Raw genomic sequence first — 6,701 nt, forward strand, 5'->3', positions numbered from 1 at the left:
TTATCCCTCTTCCTTCAGCGCCTGCCGCATGTATTCTTTTAGCGCCGGAGCGATATCGGGGCGCTTGAGGGCGTAGGCAATCGAGGTGGTAAGCAGTCCGAGGGGATTGCCGGTATCGTAGCGCAGGCCGGTGAAGCGCAGGCCATAGCAATGGCCCGTCCTGGCCTGCATCTCTATAGCATCGGTGACCTGAATCTCGCCGCCCGCGCCAGGAGGAGTTTTTTCCAGCAGCGCAAAGATATCGGGCGTCAGAATGTAACGGCCCGCGACGCCAAGATTGGAGGGCGCCTCTTCGGGCCTGGGTTTTTCGACCAGGTGCGTGACCTTGACGACGTTATCGCCCAGGTCCTCAACGGCTGCTATGCCATAAGAAGATACCTGTTCAGGCGGTGAAATAAATAGCGAGAGTACAGAACCGCCATAGCGTTCGTGAATCTTCATCATGTCGGGCAGAATGGGAGTTTCTGGCGCGACCAGTTCATCTCCCAGCATGACGATAAATGGTTCGTCGCCCACCAGCTCTTTGGCGCGCAGGACGGCATGGCCCAATCCAAGGGGTTCGAGTTGCCTCACCGCGGCATAGGTAGCCATCGTCTGCACGTGACGCAGCGCTTCCAACTCCTTGCGTTTCCCCTTGCGTTCGAGGGCTGCTTCCAGTTCGGGAAACGCATCGAAATGGTCTTCGATGCTGCGCTTGCTGCGGCTGGTCACGAAAATAATCTCCTCGACCCCAGCTGCGACGGCTTCTTCCACGATATATTGCAACGTTGGTTTATCAACGAGTGGCAGCAACTCTTTCGGCACGACTTTGCTGGCCGGCAACACCCTGGTGCCAAGCCCGGCGACGGGCAGCACCGCCTTACGAATACGCATGCATCCACCTCATTTATTTTTAAGTTCAGCTCGCGAATAGCCACGATCCTTCAGGGCGGCCGCAAGGTTCACAGGTAGCGCCCTTACAGCTATTGTAGGAGATTGCGAGGTGCAGGTCAAATCAGGGACCTCTCCCAGCACTTTTTTCGCCGGAGTTGAAATTCCCTAATTGCGAGGGAAGGAAATGTATCTCATTCATATAAGCTCAGCCGCGAGAGTCGTAGTGACGGATTCTCCACGCTCGATGCCTCGCATCACTTCCCAGGCGGGTTTAAGGCAAAACGCCCCAAAAATGATCGCTTTTTTGGTCGCTTCAGTGGCCCAAAAAACGCGTGCCTCGCAAACGCTTGCATCAAACGGCTTCCTATGCTATACTACGGGGGTAGCAGGCTAAATAGCCTGGGACGCCCGTTGGGGATTGAAACCGTTCTTAATGCAGACGCGCCAATTAAACATTTTACGGCTAAATAGCCTGGGACGCCCGTTGGGGATTGAAACACTAAAAACTACATCGAAAAAATGCCAGCATACTATGGCTAAATAGCCTGGGACGCCCGTTGGGGATTGAAACTAAAGAATGTAGCAGGGTTCTCACTCTGTATTGTAATCGGCTAAATAGCCTGGGACGCCCGTTGGGGATTGAAACTAGGCGTAGCCAATTCCCCCCTCCTTGTTAATACGTAGGGCTAAATAGCCTGGGACGCCCGTTGGGGATTGAAACTCATACTTTCTTAGAACAGCTTTTTATGTAAGCCTTGGCTAAATAGCCTGGGACGCCCGTTGGGGATTGAAACGACGCGCTTTCATGATGCCCATAACAGGGTAAGCATCGGCTAAATAGCCTGGGACGCCCGTTGGGGATTGAAACATAGTTACTTATCAAATGAATTTAGTAAATGGAGGTTGGCTAAATAGCCTGGGACGCCCGTTGGGGATTGAAACTGCCCTTAGCTTGCCCTACAGCGCCGCTAAGCCCGGGGCTAAATAGCCTGGGACGCCCGTTGGGGATTGAAACAATCTCTACGGCTGCCAGCAGCAGCGTATCGGTCATCGGCTAAATAGCCTGGGACGCCCGTTGGGGATTGAAACTGCACGTCTTCTTCCACATCGCCCTCCATCCATCCATCCGGCTAAATAGCCTGGGACGCCCGTTGGGGATTGAAACTATCGTGCTGCACGCCCTGTGGGAGCGCAAGGACGAAGGCTAAATAGCCTGGGACGCCCGTTGGGGATTGAAACGCCGGTCAAAACACCAGCAGGCGCGGTCAACACCAATGGGCTAAATAGCCTGGGACGCCCGTTGGGGATTGAAACGAGCAAGATAGCGACCTATCGCACGTTCCATCACGAGGGCTAAATAGCCTGGGACGCCCGTTGGGGATTGAAACATACCCCTTGGAGTTCAGATCATTGGCCAGTTGCTGGGGCTAAATAGCCTGGGACGCCCGTTGGGGATTGAAACGCCGCGAGGGCCGAGGTACCAAAGTTGACCCAATTTTGGCTAAATAGCCTGGGACGCCCGTTGGGGATTGAAACTGTCCCCTCGAGCAGGGCTCCGGCGAAGCTGGCCCCGGCTAAATAGCCTGGGACGCCCGTTGGGGATTGAAACGCGCGTCCACGGCACGGGCGGCATGAGGGCGAAACTCGGCTAAATAGCCTGGGACGCCCGTTGGGGATTGAAACGATGCCGCTGTAGCGACAGATCAGGCCGGCTGCATCACGGCTAAATAGCCTGGGACGCCCGTTGGGGATTGAAACTCCTTTTCATCTTCATCCAATGCAATCGACTTGTATCGGCTAAATAGCCTGGGACGCCCGTTGGGGATTGAAACCTATGAAAGGAAGTGCTGTTCTTCCAATGAAGAACCGGCTAAATAGCCTGGGACGCCCGTTGGGGATTGAAACTGCACATCAAATCCTGCCTCAAACAGAGTTTTCATATAGGCTAAATAGCCTGGGACGCCCGTTGGGGATTGAAACTCATTGTTCTTTCCTTTCCGGGACCTTGTCCCTGGGGGCTAAATAGCCTGGGACGCCCGTTGGGGATTGAAACGATACCGGAACCTCTACGAAGCAATTAACCGATGGCATGGCTAAATAGCCTGGGACGCCCGTTGGGGATTGAAACACTCGAAGACGGTGAGTCCCTGAGATTGTGCGTAGGGGGCTAAATAGCCTGGGACGCCCGTTGGGGATTGAAACGGCAAGACATACCCGCGACCCCTGCCAGAGGAACTTCAGGCTAAATAGCCTGGGACGCCCGTTGGGGATTGAAACTGCACCCAGCCGTCAGCGACAAGCTGGTCTACATTCTGGCTAAATAGCCTGGGACGCCCGTTGGGGATTGAAACTTTCTTGATCCATGTGAAAGCCCACTTGCCGTTGCCGGCTAAATAGCCTGGGACGCCCGTTGGGGATTGAAACTAACGCCTATTCTCAAATGTGGGTTGTTCGTCCCTATGGGGCTAAATAGCCTGGGACGCCCGTTGGGGATTGAAACGCAACAGCCCAATTGGAGCCGCTTGACGCCGGACTCCGGCTAAATAGCCTGGGACGCCCGTTGGGGATTGAAACTCAGCACGCCCAGTGGGAACGCTACCCCGACGAAATCGGCTAAATAGCCTGGGACGCCCGTTGGGGATTGAAACCATACGGACACGGTGTACACACAAGTCCAAGTGGACTGGCTAAATAGCCTGGGACGCCCGTTGGGGATTGAAACCTCTTTGCGCAACTCGGCAATCATGCGCTCGTAGTCGGCTAAATAGCCTGGGACGCCCGTTGGGGATTGAAACCAACACCTCTGAGTCCTCTGTTCGCAGATGGATTCATGGCTAAATAGCCTGGGACGCCCGTTGGGGATTGAAACAAAATTGAGCGAGCCGGACAGATCGCCGTGCGCTTGGCTAAATAGCCTGGGACGCCCGTTGGGGATTGAAACCTTGAGTTTGAACTCGAGGACCCCATTATTCCAATCCGGCTAAATAGCCTGGGACGCCCGTTGGGGATTGAAACCCCTCGTTGGATGCGACCGCAATCGTGCCAGTGCCGGCTAAATAGCCTGGGACGCCCGTTGGGGATTGAAACTACATCGCCTCGGTCGGCATGGTCTCTGTTGCCAGTGGCTAAATAGCCTGGGACGCCCGTTGGGGATTGAAACGGTCAGAAAAATCGACTTGCTCAATCAGCATGGTCGTGGGCTAAATAGCCTGGGACGCCCGTTGGGGATTGAAACCGTGATGAAGCTGGTTTGTAGGCGCGCCAGGGCAGGCGCGGGCTAAATAGCCTGGGACGCCCGTTGGGGATTGAAACAATCACAAGTCGATTGGCCATACCCTGCGTGCCGCCGGCTAAATAGCCTGGGACGCCCGTTGGGGATTGAAACCTGGCCATACGGTGAGTCGGCAGCCGGGCTCTCCTGGTAGGCTAAATAGCCTGGGACGCCCGTTGGGGATTGAAACGCCAGGAGAACCTGTGGCTGCCCGCCGGCGCGCGGGGGCTAAATAGCCTGGGACGCCCGTTGGGGATTGAAACGAGCAAGGAAAATCACTATCGATGAGTTTATGCATGGGGCTAAATAGCCTGGGACGCCCGTTGGGGATTGAAACTTGGAACAATCGCACCATAGGTTAAGGAAACGTCCCGGCTAAATAGCCTGGGACGCCCGTTGGGGATTGAAACTTAGCAATCGGGGACTCCGGTATCAGTCAACTAAACCGGCTAAATAGCCTGGGACGCCCGTTGGGGATTGAAACCGCTTATATCGCCAATTCGCAGCGCTGTTTTCACAAAGGCTAAATAGCCTGGGACGCCCGTTGGGGATTGAAACTGGATTAATTTCTTTTCCAGACGTGGCATAGGAACTTTGGCTAAATAGCCTGGGACGCCCGTTGGGGATTGAAACCACCACACAGCCGACCACGCCCGGCATGGCGCTGAGGCTAAATAGCCTGGGACGCCCGTTGGGGATTGAAACAAAGCTGCACCATCAACAATGGAGTGACCCGGAAAGCGGCTAAATAGCCTGGGACGCCCGTTGGGGATTGAAACAAATTGAAGTAGGAGCAACCGACCATCTATTTTAAGGGCTAAATAGCCTGGGACGCCCGTTGGGGATTGAAACAGATTTTGACCCCTCTATCCTTGCCGGTCAGGTAGGGGCTAAATAGCCTGGGACGCCCGTTGGGGATTGAAACTTCGCCCTACTGCTAATATCCCGTACCCGTCTTAGCTGGCTAAATAGCCTGGGACGCCCGTTGGGGATTGAAACCTCTGATGAGCTCATGGTAATCCCCTTTCTTTAATAGGCTAAATAGCCTGGGACGCCCGTTGGGGATTGAAACTCCCTCCGCCTCCTTTGCCTACTGCACGATTGCCCAGGCTAAATAGCCTGGGACGCCCGTTGGGGATTGAAACTCAGCAGAACCGTTCACAATCGATGAGCCGTCACCGACGGCTAAATAGCCTGGGACGCCCGTTGGGGATTGAAACTGTACTGCGGCTTGCGCTTGTGCCATTTGCTGATTGGGCTAAATAGCCTGGGACGCCCGTTGGGGATTGAAACTTCACAGGCAAAAGTAAGCACGGCGTTTTCTTTGAAGGCTAAATAGCCTGGGACGCCCGTTGGGGATTGAAACTCAACATCCATGACTACCGTATCGGCTTGCGCTATGCCGGCTAAATAGCCTGGGACGCCCGTTGGGGATTGAAACAGCAGGATACTGGGACTGGTCGAGCGTTCCCCCTGGCGTGGCTAAATAGCCTGGGACGCCCGTTGGGGATTGAAACTCTTTCGTGTAGGAATAGACAGTCACATCACCTATCGCGGCTAAATAGCCTGGGACGCCCGTTGGGGATTGAAACCGATGGGCGTCTCAGGCATATCACGCCTCGACTAACGTGGCTAAATAGCCTGGGACGCCCGTTGGGGATTGAAACACTCCTGGCTGGTGTGTTGGCGGTATCGTTTTCGGCGGGGGCTAAATAGCCTGGGACGCCCGTTGGGGATTGAAACATAGGCGGTGAATGATTTCTCTTCAAGCCCGATTTCAGTGGCTAAATAGCCTGGGACGCCCGTTGGGGATTGAAACCTTTGGAGGTGTTCCCTGGCGCATTAGCTATGATAACGGCTAAATAGCCTGGGACGCCCGTTGGGGATTGAAACACCAGGGTTGTGCCATCCGCAAAGCCAACGAGTGCGGGCTAAATAGCCTGGGACGCCCGTTGGGGATTGAAACCTTCTATGCCTCTAAGTTTTTCTAACCACGTCGTCAGGCTAAATAGCCTGGGACGCCCGTTGGGGATTGAAACACTCTCAGCCTGCGGTAGCAGCGGAATACAAACAACGGCTAAATAGCCTGGGACGCCCGTTGGGGATTGAAACATTGTGACCAGAACTGCCTCCTGGACGAAGTAATCCGTGGCTAAATAGCCTGGGACGCCCGTTGGGGATTGAAACACCACAACGACCTTAGTAGGACTGAAATAATTAGCAGGCTAAATAGCCTGGGACGCCCGTTGGGGATTGAAACTATGCCGCACTGTTTATCCTGGCTGTTGCTATCGAGGGCTAAATAGCCTGGGACGCCCGTTGGGGATTGAAACATGGAATTCGCTCCCACGTTAAGGGCGGCCAGCTTTGCGGCTAAATAGCCTGGGACGCCCGTTGGGGATTGAAACTGGCAGGCGCACTACAGTTGCACTTCACACGAGACAGCCGCCCCCAAGCCTCCCGCGGAAGCATACCAAGCAAGCGAGCGGCTAGTTCAACTGAGCCTCGAGCGCCGCCGCCACCTGTTCCAACACCGCACTGGTCAGCTCCTGGGTAG

The 6,701-nt window shown here is 55.0% G+C and carries 1 protein-coding gene and 1 CRISPR repeat array; the gene reads right to left on the reverse strand.

The features are described 5' to 3' along the window. Nucleotides 1-873 carry a UTP--glucose-1-phosphate uridylyltransferase GalU gene (galU, locus tag VFA09_05745; GenBank protein HZU66760.1) on the reverse strand — a complete coding sequence of 291 codons (873 nt, stop codon included), beginning with the start codon at nt 871-873 and terminating at the stop codon, nt 1-3. A 388-nt stretch (nt 874-1,261) separates the two neighbouring features. Beyond that, a CRISPR array of direct repeats spans nt 1,262-6,552; the repeat unit is 37 nt; unit sequence GGCTAAATAGCCTGGGACGCCCGTTGGGGATTGAAAC. The last annotated feature ends 149 nt before the right edge of the window (nt 6,553-6,701 follow it).

The organism is Ktedonobacteraceae bacterium, assembly GCA_035653615.1.
GTDB lineage: Bacteria > Chloroflexota > Ktedonobacteria > Ktedonobacterales > Ktedonobacteraceae > DASRBN01.